The organism is Bullifex porci, assembly GCF_009695635.1.
GTDB classification, from domain to species: domain Bacteria; phylum Spirochaetota; class Spirochaetia; order Sphaerochaetales; family Sphaerochaetaceae; genus Bullifex; species Bullifex porci.
On the sequence record NZ_VUNN01000002.1, the window covers coordinates 1 to 21,885 of the forward strand.

Here is a 21,885-nt window from a genome sequence, read left to right on the forward strand (position 1 = left end):
TGTTTTCAACAGAGTATGACAAAGTAGAAAAGGAAAAGGTATTAAGAGAAAAATATAAGCTTTCGATAGAAGCGATAAATGAAGGAGAGGCTATGTGTAATTATTCTCAAATGGTTTTAGATAATGGTAGGTTAGAAGGTAGGTTAAATGGCTTACATGAAGCATATATTAAAATGTATCTCTCTAATATTCTTACTCTTGATAGAGCAGCTAAGGAATGTAGTGTTTCTAATGAGCAGTTTATTAGCTTAGTTGAAGATTATAAAAAGGATGGAAAAGTATAATTATTAGCTTTTAGATCATCAAAAAGAAGAACCTCATTTCTATGCGTGGAATGAGGTTTTTATCAAAAAATGATTAAAGAAAAATGTCCTATTGAATTAATACTTTTAGCTGAGGATTTAAATCGAAGTCTTTATTCTTATCCCTTCTTATTAGAGATTTAAACTCATTGTATATGGGCACTATTTTCGACAGAATATGATAAAGAAGAAAAAGAAAAAGGTATTAAGAGAGAAATAGAAGCGATAAATGAAGGAGAGGTTATGTGTAATTATTCGCAAATGGTTTTAGATAATGGTAGGTTAGAAGGAATGTCGCAAGGCTTGTCACAGGGTAGGTTAAATGGCTTACACGAAGCATATATTAAAATGTATCTCTCTAATATTCTTACTTTTGATAGAGCAGCTAAGGAATGTAATGTTTCTAAAGAAGAGTTTATTAGCTTAGTTGAAAATTATAAAAAGGATGGAAAATTATAATTATTAACTCAAATATTTAGGACTTTTAGATTCTCAAAAATGCAAAAAACCTCATTTCTGTGCGTAGAATGAGGTTTTTATCAAAAAAAGATTAAAGAAAAATGTCCTATTGAATTAGTGCTTTTAACATGTATAGGTCATGAGTATCTTTAACAAAAACCTTGATATCAATATAGCTACCATAGGCGATAAGCAAAAAATAAGCAAGTACATAAAATATTCACTATAATAATTGAGGATATCATCAAAAAATAAATAATAATTAATTATTAAAGCAGAATTCAAGATAAACTACTTCTATAATTACTTATATTTACTAATCAAATATTTGAAAGATAGAAGAGTGTAAATATTTGCATTATAATCATTAAGGGAATGCCAATAGTGAAGTAGCTTTTATTTGTTTTGTGTCTTAACCCATACATTCCTAATAATGCGCCAAGTGAACCTCCTATAAAAGAGAGAAAAAGAAGAGTAGCTATTTTTACTCTATCCTTTCCCTTCTCTGCCGCTTTCTTATCCTTTAGATAAAATAGGAATGTAATAATATTAATTAAGGCTAAATAGATAAAAGAAATCGGGTATTTAACTAATATGCTCCAAAAAGCAAATGTAATTTTATTTGATATAAAGCCTTTAAATATTAGATAAATAATTGTTTGTATCACAACCAAGCAAGATATTATTACTCTCGAAAGCATATTACCTTTTTCTGCTTTTCTATCAAAAATTAAAAGTGAAATTAGAGCGCCAATAGAGCCTCCCGCTATTGAAGCTATTGCAACTATTATATCGCTTCTTCCATCAGGCTTTTTTGATGGAATCTTAGAATTAATAGCTGCGATAATAAAAGCTAAGATATTAATTATTAATAAATAGAATTCAAGTTTTGTAATATTCATTTTCAGATTGTCCCTTCTTGATATTATCTAGATATAGTTTATTTGGCTACTAATCTCGATTAGTATGGTTAAGCTAATGGAAATTTCTGTTAATTTCTTACCTAATTTTTTAAATTTGATTTTTTATGCATTTTTATGCTCATTTTGGGTTGTGAAGAGATTATTTCAGTTGCTAGAAGTAGGGCGGTCAAAGTATTTTTGAGAAAACTAATTTTGGAGGTAAAGTAATGAGCAATCATTCAATAGGCTATGCTATGGGACCTATATTAATGCATTTAATGGAGTTAAGAGAGAAAAAGATTATATCCGATGAGGCTACAAAGCTAATCGTGGATGATGTGTATGATGCTGTTAGGGAATATTTTGGAAATAAATATGAAGCTTCTGAATTAATAGATCATGCATATTGTGGTCATTGTGGAAGGCATCTTGAGAATGGTGAGAAACTATATAATTTTGATGATTTTATGTATAGTTGCAATTGTGGTAATGGTATGAATTATCGTGATTTCTTGCTATTCAGCGATTATCTTTGTGAAAAGTGTTTTAAAGAAGGTATAAAAAATTTTACAAAAGACCTTAATCCTTCTAATGTAATAAAGAAGCTAAATTCTAAGAGATATTTCAACACTGCTGATGATGATTATCAATAAAATGAATTAATGAAATACCCTAAGCTTAATGATAAACTTAGGGTATTCTTTTTTAGCCTCTAAAATTAGCAGGAAGATTTTTCTTTTCCTCTAAGAATTCCTTATAGTAAGGCATAAAGGTTTTATTATCTCTAATAACACAACCAGTTGGTTTGTGAGAGCGAATTAAATCACCACACTTACCACAGGTTAAGCAGATACGATTTGGATCTATTCTTCCATTTATTATTTCGTTTGCAAAGTCAGGATCTGCAAATTGCATTCTGCCAAAGAGCATTCCATCACAAAGTCCTTCTTCAATTGCACCTGCAGTATATAAATCACAATATTGTCTTAAGTATGTAGGTGCTGAAGCAAGAATAGTCATATCAGGGACAGCCTTTTTTACCTCTCCAATAGAGTTAATCATTCTAGCAATACCTTCAAATGGATGCTCCTCAGGTGGATATTTACCCATATCAAATGGTCTAACAACGTGAGTAGTTGTATATGGGTTACCCATGGTTAGGTCTACTATATCAAGGCCCATGCTCTTTAATTCCTTAATAAGTCTAATTGGCTCAGTTAAATCTAATTCCATTGAGCCATCTGTTTTTTGGCCAAAGCCTGCATAGATAGGGTATCCATCATAAATACCTACACGAGAGGTTACCATGAATGATGAGTCCTCAAAGACTTGAGCAGCTTTAATAGAGTTCTTTAATAGCCTAGTACGATTTTCATATGAGCCACCATAAAGGCCTGGACGATAGAATGCTGATGCTACCTCCTGAAATAAGTACCCATGACATGATTTTATGTCAACTGCATCAAAGCCAGCCTCCTTTGCTAGCCTTGCTCCTTCACCAAAGTTCTCTTCTGTTTGTTTTAAATAATCATCAGATACTATACAGCTATCATCTGCAGCTCTAAACTGCTCGAGATATGGATGGCGGTAAGCAATAAGTGGTGCAGGCTTATTATCAGGATTTGAGTATCGACCAGAGTGGTTAGCCTGCATAACAAGGTATGGTGCATATCCATTCTTCTTTAACCCTGCTTCCTTAATAGTATCTGTAAATCTCTTATAAGTATCTACATTATCCTTTGTAATGAGAAGCTGTGTTCTTGAGGATCTTCCCTCTTGTGCAACAGATATTGCTTCAAACCACATAATTGCAGAGCCACCCTCTGCAACCTTCTTATATCGTCTAAGAGTTATATCAGAAGGACTTCCATCAAGAGTAGAATCTGAACCCTCCATAGGTGCTGAGCCCAATCTATTTTGCAATGTAATATTTCTAATTCTTAGCTTATTTGCGAGGATAGATGTATCATTTGCAAATGGGATATATACTCCTAGCTCCTTGCATTTAGCTTTTACTTCTTCAAGTGTTTTATAGTGAAATTTTTCATGGTTTGACATATTTTATTCCTTTTTTAATTTATATTTCCATTTTCTCTATAGCTTCTCCAGACGTTTTCAAAAAAGTCATCATTTTTTGGAAGAGGTCTAACAGGGCGCCAATTAAATGAACACTTACCATCCTTATAAAGCATTTCTTGTATTAAGCTATCCTTTGCTCCATCATCAAGTGAGAATGTAAAGGTGTTAGGAAGAGAAGCATAAGGCTTAAAGCCTGTATAATCTGTATATAGAGCACTTCCTCTACTTTTCCCTTTTTCTGAAGCATAGTTTAACATACTTTCGAGATAACACTTTTGAGTAAGCAATGTATCTCTAAGCCTAAAGACATGCTTTAGTGCTGTAGGTTTTGAATACTTTACTTCCTCATTGAATTGCTTAATGTAGCTATCAATAGAGCTAATGAGCTCTACAATAGCATCTCTATCTCTAATAGCTCCTCCGCAATTACTCATCGCTAATGTAAGCTTGTCACGAAGAGTAAATACATTTTCCTCACTAGAGAGAGTTGCTTTAGCAATTCCAGTAACCTCTTCTAAAGCTTTTTTAGCTATCTCTTTAAACTTTTTTTCATCTTGAGTTGATGAGCTATACTTCTTCGCAATATAGGTTGCAGCTCTAGTTGATCCAACCTGACCTGCATTAAGTGCAGAGCCACCTGGACGATATACTCCGTGGCTACCTGCAGCTTCTCCTACAACAAAGAAGTTTTTAATATTACTTTCCCACCAGCAGTTTATCTCAAGACCACCATTATTATGCTGTGCACATAGAGAAATTTCTAATGGCTCTGTGTTTAGATCAACACCCTTATCCTGGTAGAACAGGATAGCAGGGCTATTCATAATTCTTAATCTTTCAATAGGCTTTTTTACTAATGCTCCTGCTCTTTCTAGGTAGGAATATGCTTCACTAGATAGAGCCTTAAACTCGAAGTTTCCATCAAGAGGGTCACGAGTAAAGTCGAGGAAAACTCTTCTTCCCTTACAGGTTTCTAAATAGACTAGTATATCTATTATTGAGCTTCCTCCATCAACCTTTCTAACGTCGAATGGCCATTGATATCCCTTCAAGAATACTTTAGATAGCATATCTCCGGCATTTGAAAAGAAATCATTTAAGAATTCTCTCTCATCTGTACCATCCTTATTAACAGAAATGAAACGAGGAAGGGCCTGCATATATGTTCCAGATACATTCCAACGTGGAGCTACTGAGGCTAAGCCAAATTGCCATTCAGTTAAATTTCGTCCCTTAACTCCGGCTTCAAAGGCGAGTCCTGTCGCTCCAAATTGACTTTCGGGATAAACACTATTTTTATATATCCCAGCAGGACCACCTGTTGCATAAATAATGTTCTCTGCCTGTATTACTACAAATGTATTATCATTTGTGTTTAGACAAATAGCACCATAGCTACGTTCTCTATCAGAGAGAATCTTTATTACCTGCAGATGATCTTTGAAAGGAACTTGAAGTGCTTCAGCTTCTCTTTCTAATGCTCTTGTCATCTCTCTTGATGTATAAGGGCCAATAGAGGTTGCTCTATTTCTTGGGTCATGGTCCGTTTTATACCCTACATATTCTCCATATCTATTTACAGGAAATGGAAGACCTAGCTCTACAAGACGTAAAAAGCTAGGAGCACTTAGTGCAGCTTCACAAAGTGCTATATCACCATCAACGGCTTTACCCTCAAATAGAGTATTTGCCATTTCACTAACACTATCAGGAGTGTCTCCACTTAGTGTGAGCTTATAGTAGGTTTGCTTATCGCTTCCAGTATTTCTACTAGTTCCACCAACACGGTTTTCGCTAATTAATATAATATCACTCTGTCCAAGCTTCTTTAGCTTACATGCAGCATTGTAGCCTGCTGCGCCGGTGCCTACTATAAGTGTATTAACACTAATATACTCAACATCATAATCATTAAACTTCATAGCTATAGCCTTTTTATGTGGAAGCCACCATCAACATCGATATAATTACCAGTTGTATACATAAACTTATCTGATACTAAGGCGCTAACTACATTAGCAACATCCTCTGGCGTTCCCCAACGAGCAATTGGGAATAAGCCATCCTCTATAAGCTTGTCATATTTGCTTTGAACCTTCGATGTCATATCTGTTGCTATAACACCTGGTCTTACCTCATGAACTAAAATACCCTCTGAGGCTAAGCGGTCTGCATAAAGAGTAGTTAGCATAGAAATACCTGCCTTAGAGACACAATACTCACCTCTGCTTGTTGATGATACTACAGAAGAGCAGGAGGAAATATTAACAATTACACCCTTTCTTTTCTCTATCGCTTCCTGTGCTATCATCTGCTTACTTACAGCTTGTGTTAGGAACATATTACTCTTAGTATTAATATTCAAAACTCTATCGAAGGATTCCTCACTCATTTCAAGTAAATCCTTTCTCTCTAGAGGCGCAACTCCAGCATTGTTGACTAAGACATCTATTCTATTAAAGCGTGATATAGCCTCATTAACTATTTTTAGTCTATCATCGTGGCATGAAACATCTGCTTGGACGTAATGAACATTAATATTATCTTCCTCAAGCTGTTTTATAGCATCAATATTTTTTTCCTTGCTTCCTGTTGCTACCATTACAATATTAAAGCCATCTTTTCCTAGCTGTTTTGCAATTGCATATCCAATTCCTCTACTTGCACCAGTTACGATTGCAGTCTTTTTCATCTATTTATCTCCCTTGTTTTCATTTCAATTTGATCTAAAAATTTTGCTCTACCATTTTCTGAATAGATACCAAAAAGTGCACCAGTGAAGGTGTTATACATGGTTCCTTCAGCTGCAAGGCCATATACAGTAGCTTTATCAATGAAGGTATCATTAGCATAAAAATAGTAGTTTTCATCATCAGAAACTATCTTTAAGGATATTATTTCTGAATATGGAAGAGTTATTTCCTCTGTTACTGCTTCAAAATCATGAATGTGTCTAATAAGAGATATGTTAATATTATCTTCCGCTTTTATAACTTGAAGGCGGTAGTGGTAATCACTACTAAGCCAAGAAGTAATACCCGCTGTACCTTCAAGCTCCTTAATACTTAGCAATACCTTACACTCTTCATAAAAGCCCCTCTGCCTAAAGCAAAGTAAGGTAGGGTGACCTAAAAAGGTATTTATCTTCTCTTCTCCAATTAAGGTTAATGTTCTTTTATCTCTATCTAAAATGTAGCAATCATCCTTAGGTACTCTTACCTTTAAATATGGGTAGCTTTCTAAAGGGTGAGAAAAAGAAACTGAGTAATCGAAACTTTCCTTTTGATTAGGACCTTCTTCATAAAATAGTTCAACATAACCATTATCACCTATAATTGGCCAGCCATCCTTCCAAGTGACATTACTTATGAAGGTCTCTCTTCCTAAATGGTGTAGTAGAGGTCTTGGCTTTACTCTAATTGCTAAGAAAACTGCATACCAATCACCAGCTGGAGTTTCAATTAAGTCAGCATGACCAGTTGCTTGAATAGGGTGACCCTTTCTTGCAACATGAGAAAGAATTGGATTATTAGGATTTTTCTCATATGGCCCATGAATATCCTTTGACCTTAGTATTGCTTCATAGTGTCCATAACCAGTTCCGCCTTCAGCGATCATAAGGTAGTAGTAGCCATCCTTATAATAAATGTGTGGCCCCTCTGTTGCATGACCTCCGCATCCTCTAGTTAACAAATGAAAATCCTCTAATAACTCTCCTGTATCGGGATTAATAAAGGCACCCTTAATTCCTCTAACACCATCAACACTGCCATTAGAGGTGTAAAAGCACCTTCCATCTGGAAGAAATAGAAGTGATGGGTCTATTCCATCCTTAGCTATAAAGTGTATCTCTGACCACTCTTTATTTATATCATCTGTATGGCAAATAAAGTTCTCATGTGTGAACTTATTGGTAGTAACCATATAAAAGCGCCCAGCGGAATTTACTCTAATAGAGGCAGCATAAAGTCCGGAGCTACTATTAGCTTTATCTAAGTTAAGCTGAGAAGTTTTAGTTAAGATACTACTATGATAAGACCAAGAGACAAGATCTGGGCTACTCCAGAGAGTAACACCTGGAAAATACTCAAAGGTAGAGGTTACAAGATAGTAAATACCATTGTAAAAGGTAATAGAAGGGTCTGGGGCAAAGCCTGGTATAATTGGATTTGTAAACATAATTCGATTATTGCATCACAATTTGAGAAAAAGCACCTGTTAAGTTTTTCTGTCAAATTTTCAACTATGTATATTTTTAATTTCTGGCATTATTATATCTATATAAAATAAGGAGATAATATACTAAATTACATAAAATTTACGAAATTACTAAGTAAAAAATTGGCAATTAAAGTATTATTTTTGTCAATTTCGTGATTTATCTCTGTGCTCCATACTGAAGTTACAAAAGGTTGGTAACTCATGAAAAAGAAACAAAAGTTAGCAAATCCAAATCAGGATATTCCTCTTGGATTAAAGCTTAAAAAGGATTGGTCTAAGTATAAAACCTTATATTTCCTTTTTATTCCAGTTTTAGTTTATTACATTGTTTTCCAGTATGGATCAATGTTTGGTCTTATTATTGCTTTTGAAAACTATAAGCCAAGACTTGGATTCTTTAAATCACCATTTGTTGGCCTTACACATTTTAAGAACTTTATCAATGACTACTACTTTAAGAGAACATTGATGAATACAATTAGGATATCTGTAACAAACCTAATCTTTACATTCCCATGTCCTATTCTCCTCGCAATTTTTATTAGCGAGCTAAGATCAAAGACATATTCTAAGGCTGTTCAGACAATTACTTATATCCCTCACTTTGTATCTGTAGTAGTAGTTACATCTATCCTTATGGATTTAACTGGTAGAAATGGTGCTATTACACAGTTCTTAGCAAAGTTTGGCTTTGAGCCTGTTACAATGCTTAATGAGCCAAAGTACTTCTTACCATTGTATATCATCTCTAATATTTGGCAGAACATTGGTTGGAACTCTATTGTTTACTTAGCAGCTCTCTTAGCAATCGATGCACAGCTATATGAAGCAGCTAGAATCGATGGAGCTGGAAAACTAAGACAGCTTTGGTCAATTACACTTCCATCATTATTACCTACTATTATCATCATGCTCATCCTTCAGATTGGAAAGATGTTCAATGTTGGATATGAGAAGATTATTTTGATGTACAACCCAATGACCTATGAGGTTGCAGATGTAATTAACTCCTATGTTTATAGAGAAGGTCTCTTGAACCTTAACTACTCCTATGCAGCTGCTGTAGGTATGTTCAACTCTATTGTTAGCTTCATTCTTGTTTGGACGACTAACAAGATATCGAACAAATTAACAGGCTCAGGACTTTGGTAATAGGGAGGTGTGATTATGAAAGTAAAATATACTGTTGGTGAACAAATTTTCCACGCATTTGTTGTTCTTGTTACAATTCTTCTATCTCTTGCTGTAATTATTCCTCTTATGAGTATAGTATTTGCTTCCTTCTCTGATCCATTTGAGGTAATGAAGCACTCAGGAATTTATTGGCATCCAATTAAGTTCTCACTCTATAGCTATCAGATGGTATTTCAGGATAAGAGTATTATTACAGGTTATTTAAATACTATCTTTGTAGTAGTTGTAGGAACCTCTATAAACTTAGTTTTAACAATCATTTCTGCATATGTTTTATCAAGAAAGGGACCGATGTTTGTTAAGTTCTTTACATTAATGATTGTTTTCACAATGTACTTCCAGGGTGGTACGATCCCAACCTATATCATCGTTGATAAGCTGGGCTTAGTAGGTAGCCGTTGGGCTCTAATCCTACCTAGTGCTGTTAATACCTTCAACCTAGTAGTTCTTCGTACTGCTATGGCAGCAGTCCCAGAGTCTCTACCTGAATCTGCGATGATCGATGGTGCAGGACATGCAACTATTCTTACATATATCATGGTACCTGTAACAAAGGCATCTATTGCAGTAATTACTCTTTACTATGCTGTATCACACTGGAACTCATGGTTCCCAGCTATGATTTACCTCAGAAAAAAGAGTATGTATCCTTTACAGCTCATCTTAAGAACAATCCTTGTTCAGGATGATACATCTACAATGTCTTCTGGTTCTATGGAAGCCCTTGCACTCTCTTCTGATTCAGTAAAGTATGCAACTATTGTTGTGGCAACACTTCCTATCCTCCTCATTTATCCATTGCTTCAGAAGTACTTTGTAAAGGGTGTTATGGTTGGTGCTGTTAAGGGGTAATGACGATGGTTATACCGGGAATTGTTAGTGCTACATTCAAAACAAGGAGTATCGAAGAGGTCCTTAGAATAGCTAAGAATGCAGGTTTATGCGCAATCGAGTGGAGCGAAAACCATCACATTGCAAAGAGCGATATTGAATTAGCAAAGCATGTTTCAATACTCACTCAAGAAAGTGGCCTTGAGATAGCTGGATATGGCTCATACTATCGTCTTGGTGAGGGTATGGATATTAAGCCAAGCCTTGAAACAGCTAAGGCCTTAGGTGCAAAGATGGTTAGAATTTGGGCGGGAAGTAAGCCATCTGCAGCTTTAACAGAGGATGAAAGAAAGGCGCTTATTTCTGAGCTTTCTAAAGCCGTTGAATTAGCAAAGCAATATGACATTGTCTTAAATCTAGAGTGGCACAAAAATACCTTAACCGATGAAAATGAATCGGGATTAGAGGTTTTAAGGACCATTAATAGTCCATATCTTCATACATTGTGGCAGCCTACTCAGGCTCTATCGTTTGAGGAGAGAAAAGAGGGACTAAGGATGATTCTTCCATATCTTTCTTATCTCCACGTTTACTACTGGGATGAGAGTGGAAGAAGACCATTTGATGAGGGACTTGAGCATTGGAGAGAATATTTCTCAGTACTCGAGAAAGATAAAAAATATTATGCACTTTTGGAATTTGTACTAAAGGATTCTGAAGAGCAATTTTATCAAGATGCAGCAGCCTTAAAGGCTTTGCTACAAAAAGGAGTTTGAATATGGCAGATATGCATGTTGATTGTTTTGACATGATTAATCCATTCGTTATTGCGTCTAGCCCAGCAACTAGGGGTGCCGATAACGTTATAAAGAGTAGTAGCTGTAAGCCAGGTGCTATTACAATGAGAAACTTTGGACATGGAATGGGTGGCGGTGGATTCTTTTATCCTAGCTTTGATGCTGTAGTTAAGGGTCAACCAGCATTCCACTCTCATGCTGTTGGAAAGCAGTGTCCTGATAACATTGCTTCTCTAGATGAGTACTGTGAAGAGGTTAAAAGAGCAAGAAGGGATATGTACCCTGATACTAAGCTTTGGGCTTCTGTTGGACACTATCATGATATTGAAAAGTATACAGATTGGAAGAAGCGTTGGGTTACTGAGGCTAAAGAGGTTGTAAACGCTGGTGCTGATGCTATTGAGCTCCACTTTAATACCCCAGGTGTTGCTACTGCTTCTGATAGACAATTTAACTACTACCAGCTAGTAGAGAGCTGCACAAAGATGATCAAAGAAGCTGTTCCTGGTACTCCTGTAATGGTAAAGCTTGCAGTTGAGGATATCGATTGCTTAACCTCAATTCGTCGTGCTGTTGCCGCTGGTGCAGATGCTGTTGGTCCAACAGCAAGATGGAAGGCATTCTACTTTGATCTTGATTGGCAGACAACTCAGCCTCGTCCAGGTTCAGGCTATGGTGGAACTCAAGCATGTCCAATAGTTTGCTTTGAGGTTGCAGATGCTCGTTCACGCGGAATTACAATTCCTATGTATGCAGGTGGTGGAGTATTCTCATATGACCAAGCTCTTCGCTATATCATGGCTGGCTCTGAGATGGTTCAGTTAGGTGCGCTTGCTTGCTCAGGTGGTATTAAGCAATGTGCTCGTCTTATGAAGCAGTGCTCAGATTGGATGGATCAAAATGGGTATAGCTCAGTAAAGGAGCTACAGGGAGCTGCATTAAAGCTCTTCAATATGGAAGATAGCTTTGCTAAGGAAAGACAAAATAAGCTTGGAGAAGCATATCGCTTAAGAAGAGTTGACCAGGAAAAGTGTATTGGCTGTGGTCGCTGTGAGGATGTTTGCTGGTACAAGGGTATAGCCTTAGATGGTAAGAAGGCTCAAAAGACAGATAACTGTATTGGTTGTGGCTATTGCTTCCAGGTATGTCCTACTAAGGCTCTTGAGGTCGATGCAGCAGGAATTCTAAAGTCTGCTTTCGAGGAGAAATAAGGTGGGTATTAAAGTTCTACTTTGTGGAATGGGTGGTTATGGCGAAAACTACGTCAAGGAGTATTTATCTCGTGATGTCCTTGGCTCTAGTTTAGTTGCCATCGCAGATCCATTTGCTAGTAAAAGTTCATTATATGAAGAGGTATTAAATAGAAATATTCCTATTTATGCCTCTCCTGAGGAGTTCTTTGCTACAAATAAGGTGGATTTGACTATTATTTCATCTCCTATCCACACTCATTTTACATATACCATGCTCGCATTAGAAAATGGTAGTAACGTCTTAACTGAAAAGCCAGTTTGCTTTGACGAAGCACAAATTGATGTAATGGAGCAAAAGAGCCGTGAAACTGGACTCTTTGTAGCTGTTGGCTACCAGCTCTGCTTTTCTCATGATGTACTTGCTATAAAGAAGGATATTATAGCTGGACTTTTTGGAAAGCCTATTCGTTTTAAGACTATTCGTTTAATGAGAAGAAATGACATTTACTACTCACGCTCAAATTGGGCAGGTGCACTACTTTGCCATGGAGAGAAGGTATTTGACTCTCCTTTTACAAATGCTTGTGCACACCAATATCAGAATATGGTCTTTTTGTTAGGAAAGAATATGGATGAAAGTACAAGTAGCATAAGCTGCGAAGGCTCTTTAATTCGTGTTCGTCCTAATATTACCAATTGTGATACTGCAATCTTAAAGCTAACAACAGTAGATGGTGTAGAGCTTTATTACTACGCTTCACATGCAGTAGATGAGGTAAAGGTAGGGCCATTAAGCTTATATGAATTTGATGGTGGCTATATCGAAGAGAATAATAGGGGCTTTGTCGGTCACTTAGCAGATGGAAGAGTAATTGATTATTCTTCGATCGATAAGGGTGAGCGTCTTGAAAAGCTTTGGGAAGTAATACGCTGCATAGAGGAAAAGCGAACTCCTGTATGTACTCTAAAAACCTCACGTGAGCACACACATGGTGTGTTACTTGCACAGGAGATGGGTGTTAAGGAAATGTCCAATTTAGCAGTAGCTAAAAAGGATGATAAGGATAGTATCTATTACACCTTACCTGATTTAGGAAAGGCACTCCAAGAGGCCTACAACTCTTGGTCTATTGATTTGAACCTAAATTAATTTAAAAACCAAAAAAAGGAGATAAATTATGAAAAAAGTATTATTACTTGCACTCGCTATCATGATGGTAGCACTTCCTCTTTTTGCACAAGGTGCACAGGAAGGTTCAAAGGCATCAGGTCCTGATAAGCTCACATATTGGGCTCCAATGAGCGCAAAGATTAAGAATGCCAACGATTTCTCAGAGCTTCCTTATTGGCAGGAAGTAATGAAGAGAACTAACACAGAGATTGAATTCACAAACGTATCTTCTGAAACAAAGATCTTAGGTGAGCAGTTCTCTATTCTCCAGGTATCAAGTGATCTTCCTGATATCGTTGAATATAAGTGGGCTTCATATGTAGGTGGACCACAGAGCGCTATCGATGATGGCTTTATCATCCCACTTAACGATGTATTTGAAAAGTATTGTCCAAATATCACAAAGTACTTAAATGAGCACCCAGACATCGCAAAAGAGTGTTCAACAGATGATGGTACATATTACTGCTTCCCATTCTTCAGAGGCTATGACTACAACAATAACAGCTTATTGTTCTCTGAAGGTATTATCTACAGAATGGATATCTTAAAGAAGCTTGGTTTTGATAAGACTCCTGAAACAGCAGATGAATTATATGATGTTTTAGTAGCTATCAAGAAATCTGGCTTAGTAGAAATTCCTATGTCTGTTCGCCCAGACCACATCAACAGAGTATTTGCTCCTGCATTTGATTCATGGGATAGCTGGTATGTAGAGAATGGTGTTGTTAAGCACGGTTATCTCGAAGCTAACAGATATGACTACCTTGCATACCTCAGAAAGCTCTATGCTGAAGGTCTCTTAGATAATGACTATATGTCTGTTAACAAGAACGGCATGAACTCTATGTTCTTAAGTGGCAAGATTGCTATTGGTTACAACCCAGGTTCATTAATTGCTTCTGCAGTTAAGACAATGGGACCAGATGTTGAAATCTCATCTGCTAAGCCATTAACAAAGGTTGCTGGAACAAATTCTAAGTTCGCTAAGATGAACACAGTATTCGATACAACTGCTTCTTCTGCTGCTGCAATTACAACAAGCTGTAAGAATATTGAAGCTGCTGCAAGACTCCTTGACTATGCTTATGGTGAAGAAGGCCACATGCTTGCTAACTTCGGTATCGAGGGTGTTACATATGAAATGGTTAATGGCTACCCAACATACACAGACTTCGTTAAGCAGAATGCTGATGATGTTATGGCTAAGTATATGAGATGTTCTGTTAACGGTGCTTTCATCCAGGATCCAAGATATATCGAGCAGTACTACGATACTAAGGAACAGTCTGAAGCACTCTCAATGTGGGCTCAGACAGATTATGGTAAGTACATGCTTCCTCCAGTATCTGTTCCATCAGAGGATGGTGCTAAGGTTGCTTCTATTGTCAACAAGGTAAATACATTTGCTGAAGAGATGGAGACAAAGTTCATCACAGGTGCACTTGAGCTCAATGAGAAGACATTTAAAGAGTACCAGAATCAGATAAAGGCATTTGGTCTTGAGGATGCTCTAGTAATTTACCAGAAAGCTTACGACGCATACATGGCTAAATAATTAGACTTTATCTTAAAATTATTAGGACAGTCTTGTTATAGGACTGTCCTAACTATAATCAAATACTAATTTGGGGTTTACAATGAATTATATGGAAGAACTTATTCCTCTCTTAGACTTAGATAATCCTAAGCTTAAGATGTTGGGTAATATAACAGGTGAGAAGCTAGTTGAATACTATAGAAATAGAGAAAATCCTAAGTACCTTTTTTCTATTAAGGATGCAGAGGAATTAGTTGATGACCAAATAATTGATGATGCAGAAAAAGTAATGGAGCACGATATTTTTGGTCATAAGTTTAATGGTCCTATTGACTGGAAGTTTAATCCAACCACTGAGACTAGTCGTGATAATGAGTGGAGCTGGTCTCTTTTCCGTACAATTTATTGGCAGCCTCTTGCTAGGGCTTATGCATTAACAAAGGATGAAAAGTATACTAAGGAGTTTATAAGTCAAATGCACTCCTTCCGCAATGCTTGGCCTGCAGATGATTTCATTAAGGACTTTACCTTTGTCCCTAAGCAGCCATTCCCAGGAACTGCTTGGAGAACTATTGAAACAGGTATTCGTGTTTATACTACTTGGCTACCTGTATTTGAAATCTTTAGACATTCAAATGTAATTACTGGTGAAGATTTAGCAAGCTTTATGCTTGGAATTAGAGAGCATGCACTCTTCTTGATGGGTCACTACTCTAACCATGATAGATCCTCAAACTGGCTAAGTATGGAAACTAGTGCACTTCTACAGATTGCTATTATGTTCCCAGAGTTTAAGGAGTCTAAACAGTGGTTTGATACTGCATATTCAAGAGTAATGCATGAGGTAAGATTCTGCTTTAGCGATAATGGAATTCATATGGAAAAGACACCTATTTACCATATGGTTGCATCAATTGCCTTTGCACAGGCTTTAGTTATGTGCCGCTTAAATGGAATATATGTTCCAGATTATGCTTGGGAAGCAATTAGAAGAAGTGCTCTTTATATTTGCTCTTTAATTAAACCAGATTTATCAACACCTATGATTGGCGATGCAGATAGGGATGATTTAACTACTAGAAGAGCAGATACATCAATTTATGAGGGCATGAATCTATCCTTCTTCCCTAAGGATTTAAATGAGCTCAGAGCATATATGAATTGGATGTATGAGCTCTTTGGCGATGAGGAGTTTAAATACTTTGCAACCTTAAGAAAGGAGGGTGAGGAACCAAAGGCTAAGGACTTTAAATATAGTGAAGAGGGTATTTATGTAATGCGCTCTGGCTGGGATAGTAAGGCCGATTACCTATGCACACATTCAACTCAGCTCGAGTTAGGAGAGAGGTCAACACATAGTCATAACGACTGTATGCATGCAGAGATCACTCTTAAGGGTGAGGATATTTTAGTTGACTCAGGTAGATATATCTATCGCTCATCAATATGGAAGGATTGGAGAGCATATTTCTGCTCTGCTCTAGCTCATAATACTTTATATGTAGATGACCATGAGATGGGTGAAATTAAGGGTGTTGATAGAAGAAGAAATGTACGTTGTCTTTGCTTCTACTTTGGACAAAAGGAGGGCTTAAAGCTCATTGACCTTTCTCACAATGGATATGCATACCTTAATGACCCAGTATTCCATAGAAGAAAGCTGATTCTTTTACCTGACTCTGTAGCTGTTTTAGTTGATTACGTAGATGGCCCTGCAAAGGAAGACCATGATTTTAGATTAATGTATAACTTCAATACTACAGATGTAGCACTAAGTGGTAAGCATATAGATTATAAATCTAAGAATGGCTTAGAGTTTGAGGTTGACTTTGTATCATCTGTTGACTTTAATTCATACCTTTTATGTGGTAGTGAGGATCCAAAGGGCGGTTGGATTAGCTATGGTTATCCAGTAAGAGAGCCTATAGGACAGGTAACTATGGCTTATGGTGGAAAAGCTCCTTTTATGGCAGCAACAATTGTTAAGGAAAAGGGGTCAAAGGCTTCTGTATCACTTGATGGGGAAAGCGTTATCATAAGTAGTGATAGTGGAAAATGGGTTATCACAAGAGAAGGAGTTAAGAGAGTATGAGATTTGGACTTTGTACAGATATAAAGAAGGTTAAGGAGGTTGAAGAGCTTGGCTTTGACTATGTTGAAGGTAAGCTAAATCAACTAGCACTTTGGCCTCAAGAGGAGTTTGATGAGGTTCTTAAAAGCTTTTATTCATCAAAAATAAAGATGGAGACAGCATGCTTGCTCCTTCCTAAAACAATGAATGTAATAGGTGATAGCTATAATGAGGCTGAGTTAATTAGCTATCTTAAGGTTGCCTTTGCTAGAATGGATGCTCTTGACTGTAAGCTAGTAGTCTTTGGATCAGGAAAGAGTAGAGTTATCCCTGATGGTATGAATTACCAAGAGGGCTTTAAGAGCCTTGTTAAGGTAACAAAGCTTATCGGTTCAATTGCTGAAGAGCATGGAATTTCAATTGCTATAGAGCCATTAAATAGAAGTGAAACAAATTTAATTAATTCACTTTGTGAAGGAGCTGCTTTACAAGCTGCTGTTGATATGCCTAATGTTGGTCTTTTAGCAGATGCATTTCATATGAGAAAGGAAAATGAGGATTTAGCTTTAATTCCTAAGTGCTCTCCTTTGCTCCATACTCACATAGCTCTTAAGGAGGGTAGAGTCTTTCCTACAGAGGAGAGTGATGAAGTTAAGGAATTCTTCTCTGCACTTAAAAGTGCTGCTTACAATAATAGAATGTCTATCGAAGGAAAGAGTGACGATATAAAGAGTGACTCAATAAAGGCTCTAAGGGTCTTGAGAGCGTACGCATAAGGAGCTTTATCATGGAAAAGGTTAGAATTGGTATAATTGGTTTTGGACATATGGGTTCTCAACACTCAAATGCCCTTCTTGCAAATAAGGTTGATAACGCTGTTCTTACAGCTATCGCAGATATCGACCCAAAAAAGCTTGAGAAGGCAAAGGCCTTAGCAGGTGATAAAGTAAAGTATTTTAATAGCGCTGAGGAGCTAATGGATTCAGGTGAGGTTGATGCAGTAATTCCAACATGTCCTCACTACTACCACCCAGTATATGGTATTTATGCCCTTGAGCATGGCTTACACTATCTTTGTGAGAAGCCAGCAGGAGTATATACTAATGCAGTAAAAAAGATGAATGAGGTAGCTGAGAAATCTGATAGAGTCTTTGGTGTAATGTTTAACCAAAGAACTAATCCTCTCTATCAAAAGGCAAGAGACCTTGTCCAAGGAGGAGAGCTTGGAAGAATACTACATTGTCACTGGTTAATTTCTTCATGGTTCAGACCTCAATCATATTATGATAACTCTACTTGGCGTGCTACCTGGAAGGGCGAGGGCGGTGGCCTTTTGATGAACCAAAATCCTCATAATCTAGATCTATGGCAGTGGATTTGTGGAATGCCTTCTCGTGTTAAAGCAGATGTTTACTATGGTAAGTATAGAAATATCGAGGTTGAGGATGATGTTTATGCTTTAATGGAATACCCTGATGGTCACATTGGAACATACATTACAACTATTGCCGATGAGCCAGGAACTAACCGCCTTGAGATTTCAGGTACTAGAGGTAAGCTTGTAATTGAAAATGATACTATTACATTTTGGCGCTGTAGAGAGGATACAGATGATTTCCAAAAGAGATTTAAGGGAGAAATTGGACACCCAGAGATTTGGAAGTGTGAAATCCCTGTTAAGGGTACATACACCTCACATTGTGGTATAATTAAAAATTTCTGTGATGCTATCTTAAAGGGAACACCTCTCCTTGCTCCAGGTAGCGATGGAATTAAGAGCCTAGAGATTATAAACGCTATCTTCCTATCCTCCTGGACAGGTGGTGGTTGGGTTGATCTCCCAATTGATGGCGATAAATATGAAGAATTATTAAAGGAAAAGTGTGGAGGTTCCTTTTGCTGCTAAAGCAATAAGTAAGGATTAAAGGTATGAAGGAGAAAAAACAGAGCTTTAAAAGAAGGACAGTGATGAGATGGACACTGTCCTACCTCCTTTCTACCTTAATACCTCTGTTAATGGTCCTTCTTCTTGCTCTTTTGACCTTATACTTTAATTCCTCTGCTGTAACATATTCAAATTCTATTGCAGCCTCATATGTTCAAAGAAACTTTCGCGACGTATTAACAAGAATTAATGAAATAAAGTCAGAGATTATTGTTGATAGTGATTTCGATATCCTGAGAAATGTTAATTATTTAAATGAGATATCGAGTCTAAATCTATCATATCATGCAGCTGATATTAGACGCCTAGAGCAAACTAGTAGCAGTGTAAATAAGCTATTTCTCTTTAGCCCGACAAATAATTGGTATATATCAGATCAATCGTGGGGTGTTATTAGTGAGATGGCTTTAATGGAGGTCCTCCCGCTAGAGCAAAGCGAAATAGATAAAATACTCCGAGGCGAGATTTGGGATGTCTATATGTATGATGTAACAGATAGTGAGGTATTAATACTTATTCCTCTATCATATATAAAATCCTATAACCCAAATAATCTTTGCTTAGGAGTAAGAGTATCTAAAAATGAGCTTTTTTCGACCGTTATAGATATTTACCACGATGTAATTATTTATAGTGAGAGACAAAATAGCTTAGTTTATTGTCTATCTGGAAAATATGAGGCAGGAGAGGTAGATAGTCGTTTTGCTTCCTTAGAGCTTGGCTCGACAGCAAAAATTGATAAATCAATTGTTTCTGTTGCTGAGGATCTTATCTTAAGCCTTAAATGTATAGTTGTAATGGATAGAAATACCTATTTTAAGAATTACTATCTCTTAATTGAGGTAATAACCTTAGGCTTAGTAACTGCTGCATTCTTTGGTACAGTTTTAATTGTAAGAAGTGTTAAGCGAAACTGGACTCACTATGAGGCTGCGGCTGTTGAATCTGGAGTAGATTTAAATGAAATACCACTTAGCTCAAATGACTATGCGCCATTTGTATCTAGTGTTTCAAATCTAAGAGCTCAACAAGAGGAGCTTAGTAATGTAATTACAAAGCAGAAACGCTCCTTAATAGAGAGTGCCTTTAGTAAGCTTATTGATGGTGATAATACAGTTACTAAGGAAACTCTTGCAGCCTTAGGCTTTGAGGTGCTATCTGATTTATTTTTTGTATTAATTGCTAAGAGTGAGAAGGAAGATATTTTACAATACTTAGAAAAGCTATTTGGTACTTCAATTGTAATTCCTTTTCAATCGGAGTATGGGGATGCTTTTATAGTTAATACAAAAAGAGATGATGAAGAGTTCTTTATTGAAAGCTACAAAAGAGTTAAAGAGGATGGTGTATTAGAAAGTTTATCTGCATCATATCTTCATACAGGCTTAGACTCTATTCGTGATAGCTATTTAGAGGCTATTAGTGTACATGAATATCAGAAGGACCATGATATTCCATTCTTATCATATAGTGAGCTCTTAAATACTACAAAGCAAACCACCTACCAATTCACTCTAGAGGAGAATATGATGCTCCAAAAGGCGCTAAAGGAGGGTGATGGTGAAAGAGCTAAGGGGATTATCAATAAGGTTATTGAGAGAAATAGAGAAAATGGGGTATCTCCAAAGACTCTTAGATTTTTACTATTTAGCATGAGTGGAACAATTGTTAGAACAATTAATAGCTTAGATAACCAATATAGAGAGGTTATACCTGATATAAACTTTCCTCCTATTTTACAGTCTCAGCACTTTCAGAAGTCGCTAATGGGTGTTGAGGAAATTATTGATACTATTTGCTATAGCATAAAGGCTATTAGTGAGACCTATACAGATGAGTCCTCTGAGACCTATCAGATATATAAGAAGGTTTTACAATATATTCATGAAAACTATTCAGATGCGATGATGAACGTCTCATCCATTGCCGATAGCTTTAATATCTCAATAGCATATCTTTCGAGAATATTTAAGAAATATCACACAATTAATATTTCTGAGTACATAACAAGCTACCGTCTAGACCGTGCTAAGGAGCTACTTAATGAAGGTAAAATGGTTGGCGATGTAGTATCGATGTGTGGATTTGGAAGCTTAAGAACCTTCCTACGTGTCTTTAAGGCCGTAGAAGGAATTACACCAGGACAGTATAAATCATCTGTCGCAAAGGAGAACTAAATGCTAAAAAGTGCTGTAATAGGGTGTGGTGCTGTATCAAAGAACCATGGAAAGGCTTTACTTGGTAATGCTTATACTACACTTGAATATTGCGTTGATATCGATTATGAGAGGGCTTTAGCCTTTTCAAAAACCTATGGAGGTATTCCTCTAACAGATTATCGTGAGCTTTTTGATAAAAATCTTGATGTAGTACATGTTATTACACCACACAATACTCATCCTCAAATTGTAATTGATCTCCTTGAGCATGGTATTAATGTCTTTTGTGAGAAGCCTCTTGCTATAACAGTAAATGAAGCAAAGCAGATGATTAAAAAGAGTGAGGAGAGTGGAAAGCTTCTAGGAGTTTGCTTTCAAAATCGTCTAAATAAAGCAACTATAGAGGCAAAGCAAATTCTAGATAGCGGTAAGTATGGAAAAATAGTTAGTGGAATGGCACTAGTCACCTGGTATAGAAATGGAAAGTACTATAGTGAATCCCCATGGAGAGGAAAGTATAGTGGAGAGGGTGGCGGCTGTATTATTAATCAATCAATACACACACTTGATTTAGTTGACTACCTTACAGGAGGTGTTGAATCTCTTGCGGGCTTTGATGGGAAGCTTCGTGATAGCAATGACTATGAGGTTGAGGATACAGCAATGGCCTTAATGCGTCTTAAGTGTGGTGCAGAGGTTGTTGCCTTCTGTACTAACTGCTACCTAGGCTCCAAGGTTTGTGATGTAGAGCTAAGACTAGAGAAGGCAGTTATGACAGTTAGACAATCAGGACTTACTATAGTTGAGGAGGGTGGAAATACTATATTCCATCCAGCAGAGGTCTTAACTGGTGAGAAATCAGAGTGGGGAATTAGCCATGGAGTTTTAATTAATGAGTTCTATAAAGCTTTGATTAATAAAACACCATTTATTGCTGATTGTCATACAGCACTTGCAGCTGTATCGATCGTTAATGCAATTCAGCATAGTAAGGGCAGATATATAAAAATAGAGAGATAAG

General features: G+C 36.7%; 19 protein-coding genes. 14 read left to right on the plus strand and 5 right to left on the minus strand.

What is annotated here, in order from left to right:
• The coding region (locus FYJ80_RS11680) for a hypothetical protein (protein ID WP_206360906.1) at positions 1 to 284 on the plus strand (284 nt) is incomplete at its 5' end.
• 261 nt (positions 285 to 545) lie between these two features.
• Positions 546 to 761, plus strand: coding sequence for a hypothetical protein (locus FYJ80_RS01255; protein WP_154424316.1), 216 nt, complete (start codon positions 546 to 548; stop codon positions 759 to 761).
• Between the two features lie 320 nt (positions 762 to 1,081).
• Here the strand turns inward: FYJ80_RS01255 and FYJ80_RS01260 are convergent, their stop codons facing one another.
• Positions 1,082 to 1,663 (minus strand): DUF1294 domain-containing protein, encoded by a 582-nt coding sequence (locus FYJ80_RS01260; protein WP_206360907.1) that lies wholly within the window; start codon positions 1,661 to 1,663, stop codon positions 1,082 to 1,084.
• Positions 1,664 to 1,890: 227 nt separating this feature from the next.
• Between FYJ80_RS01260 and FYJ80_RS01265 the strand changes: the two genes are divergently transcribed.
• Entirely contained in the window at positions 1,891 to 2,316 is a 426-nt protein-coding gene (locus FYJ80_RS01265; RefSeq protein WP_154424317.1) for a hypothetical protein, read from the plus strand.
• A 52-nt stretch (positions 2,317 to 2,368) separates the two neighbouring features.
• Here FYJ80_RS01265 and FYJ80_RS01270 read toward each other — a convergent pair whose 3' ends face one another.
• From FYJ80_RS01270 to FYJ80_RS01285, 4 genes are read right to left on the minus strand one after another with little or no spacing between them, the layout of a single operon-like run.
• Positions 2,369 to 3,721: an oxidoreductase gene (locus FYJ80_RS01270; protein WP_154424318.1), complete on the minus strand. Its 1,353-nt coding sequence runs from the start codon at positions 3,719 to 3,721 to the stop codon at positions 2,369 to 2,371.
• 14 nt (positions 3,722 to 3,735) lie between these two features.
• A complete protein-coding gene (locus FYJ80_RS01275) occupies positions 3,736 to 5,664 on the minus strand; it encodes an FAD-dependent oxidoreductase (protein ID WP_154424319.1) in 1,929 nt (642 codons plus the stop codon).
• Positions 5,665 to 5,666: 2 nt separating this feature from the next.
• Positions 5,667 to 6,434, minus strand: a complete 768-nt coding sequence (locus FYJ80_RS01280) for a 3-ketoacyl-ACP reductase (RefSeq protein WP_154424320.1) — start codon at positions 6,432 to 6,434, stop codon at positions 5,667 to 5,669.
• Positions 6,431 to 7,921 (minus strand): glycoside hydrolase family 43 protein, encoded by a 1,491-nt coding sequence (locus tag FYJ80_RS01285; protein ID WP_154424321.1) that lies wholly within the window; start codon positions 7,919 to 7,921, stop codon positions 6,431 to 6,433. The genes FYJ80_RS01280 and FYJ80_RS01285 overlap by 4 nt, the downstream gene beginning before the upstream one ends.
• A 243-nt stretch (positions 7,922 to 8,164) precedes the next feature.
• Between FYJ80_RS01285 and FYJ80_RS01290 the strand changes: the two genes are divergently transcribed.
• From FYJ80_RS01290 to FYJ80_RS01340, 11 genes are all read left to right on the plus strand, one after another.
• Positions 8,165 to 9,115: an ABC transporter permease gene (locus FYJ80_RS01290; RefSeq protein WP_154424322.1), complete on the plus strand. Its 951-nt coding sequence runs from the start codon at positions 8,165 to 8,167 to the stop codon at positions 9,113 to 9,115.
• 15 nt (positions 9,116 to 9,130) lie between these two features.
• Positions 9,131 to 10,009: a carbohydrate ABC transporter permease gene (locus FYJ80_RS01295; RefSeq protein ID WP_154424323.1), complete on the plus strand. Its 879-nt coding sequence runs from the start codon at positions 9,131 to 9,133 to the stop codon at positions 10,007 to 10,009.
• Between the two features lie 5 nt (positions 10,010 to 10,014).
• A complete protein-coding gene (locus FYJ80_RS01300; protein ID WP_206360908.1) occupies positions 10,015 to 10,764 on the plus strand; it encodes a sugar phosphate isomerase/epimerase family protein in 750 nt (249 codons plus the stop codon).
• A gap of 2 nt (positions 10,765 to 10,766) precedes the next feature.
• Positions 10,767 to 11,996, plus strand: coding sequence for a 4Fe-4S dicluster domain-containing protein (locus FYJ80_RS01305; RefSeq protein WP_154424325.1), 1,230 nt, complete (start codon positions 10,767 to 10,769; stop codon positions 11,994 to 11,996).
• Between the two features lies 1 nt (position 11,997).
• Positions 11,998 to 13,128, plus strand: a complete 1,131-nt coding sequence (locus FYJ80_RS01310; RefSeq protein WP_154424326.1) for a Gfo/Idh/MocA family protein — start codon at positions 11,998 to 12,000, stop codon at positions 13,126 to 13,128.
• Between the two features lie 28 nt (positions 13,129 to 13,156).
• Complete coding sequence (locus FYJ80_RS01315; RefSeq protein WP_154424327.1) at positions 13,157 to 14,707, plus strand: extracellular solute-binding protein; 1,551 nt, start codon at positions 13,157 to 13,159, stop codon at positions 14,705 to 14,707.
• A gap of 91 nt (positions 14,708 to 14,798) precedes the next feature.
• Entirely contained in the window at positions 14,799 to 16,781 is a 1,983-nt protein-coding gene (locus tag FYJ80_RS01320; protein ID WP_206360909.1) for a heparinase II/III family protein, read from the plus strand.
• Positions 16,778 to 17,536, plus strand: coding sequence for a sugar phosphate isomerase/epimerase family protein (locus FYJ80_RS01325; protein WP_154424329.1), 759 nt, complete (start codon positions 16,778 to 16,780; stop codon positions 17,534 to 17,536). The genes FYJ80_RS01320 and FYJ80_RS01325 overlap by 4 nt, the downstream gene beginning before the upstream one ends.
• 11 nt (positions 17,537 to 17,547) lie before the next feature.
• A complete protein-coding gene (locus FYJ80_RS01330) occupies positions 17,548 to 18,666 on the plus strand; it encodes a Gfo/Idh/MocA family protein (RefSeq protein ID WP_154424330.1) in 1,119 nt (372 codons plus the stop codon).
• Positions 18,667 to 18,689: 23 nt separating this feature from the next.
• On the plus strand, positions 18,690 to 20,882 hold the full coding sequence (locus FYJ80_RS01335) for an AraC family transcriptional regulator (RefSeq protein ID WP_154424331.1): 2,193 nt from the start codon (positions 18,690 to 18,692) through the stop codon (positions 20,880 to 20,882).
• Entirely contained in the window at positions 20,883 to 21,884 is a 1,002-nt protein-coding gene (locus tag FYJ80_RS01340; protein ID WP_154424332.1) for a Gfo/Idh/MocA family protein, read from the plus strand.
• Position 21,885 lies beyond the last annotated feature (1 nt).

What these genes read in the sequence shown, in the direction of transcription:
- FYJ80_RS01315 (WP_154424327.1), top strand. Translation starts at nt 13,157, where the DNA reads ATGAAAAAAGTATTATTACTTGCACTCGCTATCATGATGGTAGCACTT.
- FYJ80_RS01305 (WP_154424325.1), top strand. Translation starts at nt 10,767, where the DNA reads ATGGCAGATATGCATGTTGATTGTTTTGACATGATTAATCCATTCGTT.
- FYJ80_RS01320 (WP_206360909.1), top strand. Translation starts at nt 14,799, where the DNA reads ATGGAAGAACTTATTCCTCTCTTAGACTTAGATAATCCTAAGCTTAAG.
- FYJ80_RS01340 (WP_154424332.1), top strand. Translation starts at nt 20,883, where the DNA reads ATGCTAAAAAGTGCTGTAATAGGGTGTGGTGCTGTATCAAAGAACCAT.
- FYJ80_RS01335 (WP_154424331.1), top strand. Translation starts at nt 18,690, where the DNA reads ATGAAGGAGAAAAAACAGAGCTTTAAAAGAAGGACAGTGATGAGATGG.
- FYJ80_RS01270 (WP_154424318.1), bottom strand. Translation starts at nt 3,721, where the DNA reads ATGTCAAACCATGAAAAATTTCACTATAAAACACTTGAAGAAGTAAAA.
- FYJ80_RS01290 (WP_154424322.1), top strand. Translation starts at nt 8,165, where the DNA reads ATGAAAAAGAAACAAAAGTTAGCAAATCCAAATCAGGATATTCCTCTT.
- FYJ80_RS01260 (WP_206360907.1), bottom strand. Translation starts at nt 1,663, where the DNA reads ATGAATATTACAAAACTTGAATTCTATTTATTAATAATTAATATCTTA.
- FYJ80_RS01285 (WP_154424321.1), bottom strand. Translation starts at nt 7,921, where the DNA reads ATGTTTACAAATCCAATTATACCAGGCTTTGCCCCAGACCCTTCTATT.
- FYJ80_RS01295 (WP_154424323.1), top strand. Translation starts at nt 9,131, where the DNA reads ATGAAAGTAAAATATACTGTTGGTGAACAAATTTTCCACGCATTTGTT.
- FYJ80_RS01265 (WP_154424317.1), top strand. Translation starts at nt 1,891, where the DNA reads ATGAGCAATCATTCAATAGGCTATGCTATGGGACCTATATTAATGCAT.
- FYJ80_RS01275 (WP_154424319.1), bottom strand. Translation starts at nt 5,664, where the DNA reads ATGAAGTTTAATGATTATGATGTTGAGTATATTAGTGTTAATACACTT.
- FYJ80_RS01255 (WP_154424316.1), top strand. Translation starts at nt 546, where the DNA reads ATGTGTAATTATTCGCAAATGGTTTTAGATAATGGTAGGTTAGAAGGA.
- FYJ80_RS01325 (WP_154424329.1), top strand. Translation starts at nt 16,778, where the DNA reads ATGAGATTTGGACTTTGTACAGATATAAAGAAGGTTAAGGAGGTTGAA.
- FYJ80_RS01280 (WP_154424320.1), bottom strand. Translation starts at nt 6,434, where the DNA reads ATGAAAAAGACTGCAATCGTAACTGGTGCAAGTAGAGGAATTGGATAT.
- FYJ80_RS01300 (WP_206360908.1), top strand. Translation starts at nt 10,015, where the DNA reads ATGGTTATACCGGGAATTGTTAGTGCTACATTCAAAACAAGGAGTATC.
- FYJ80_RS01330 (WP_154424330.1), top strand. Translation starts at nt 17,548, where the DNA reads ATGGAAAAGGTTAGAATTGGTATAATTGGTTTTGGACATATGGGTTCT.